Genomic DNA, 357 nt, shown 5'->3' on the forward strand with positions numbered 1-357 from the left:
GCATTGTCGAGCAGCAGCGAATTCGGCTCGTGCGCGCGGTAGTAACGGGCGAACCAGATCTTGTACATGCCGTTGTCCAGACACACGATGCCGTCCGCCGGCGTGGTCTCGTACACGTCGTTGACGAGCCGCACCGGGTACATCGGAAAGCGGTCGTCGTGCTGGCCCTTCACCAGATGCGCCTCGAAGTGCTCCTTGATTTCCTTGAAGCGCGTGAAGTCCCAGTGCTCCTGGCGCTCCTTGAGACTTTCCTTCAGTTGCCACACCGCGTTGGCGATGTCGCCGACCACCTCGATCTGCGGAAAATAGACCGTGTCGACCTCCGCGCCGAGAAAGTTGACGTGAATGACCGTTTTC

1 pseudogene is annotated in these 357 nt (G+C 59.7%); it reads right to left on the reverse strand.

Features of this window, described 5'->3' with window-relative positions:
• Positions 1-357: pseudogene (locus tag EN874_RS32565) on the reverse strand (acetolactate synthase large subunit); the annotation flags it as partial.

Source organism: Mesorhizobium sp. M1D.F.Ca.ET.231.01.1.1 (assembly GCF_003999155.2).
GTDB lineage: Bacteria > Pseudomonadota > Alphaproteobacteria > Rhizobiales > Rhizobiaceae > Mesorhizobium.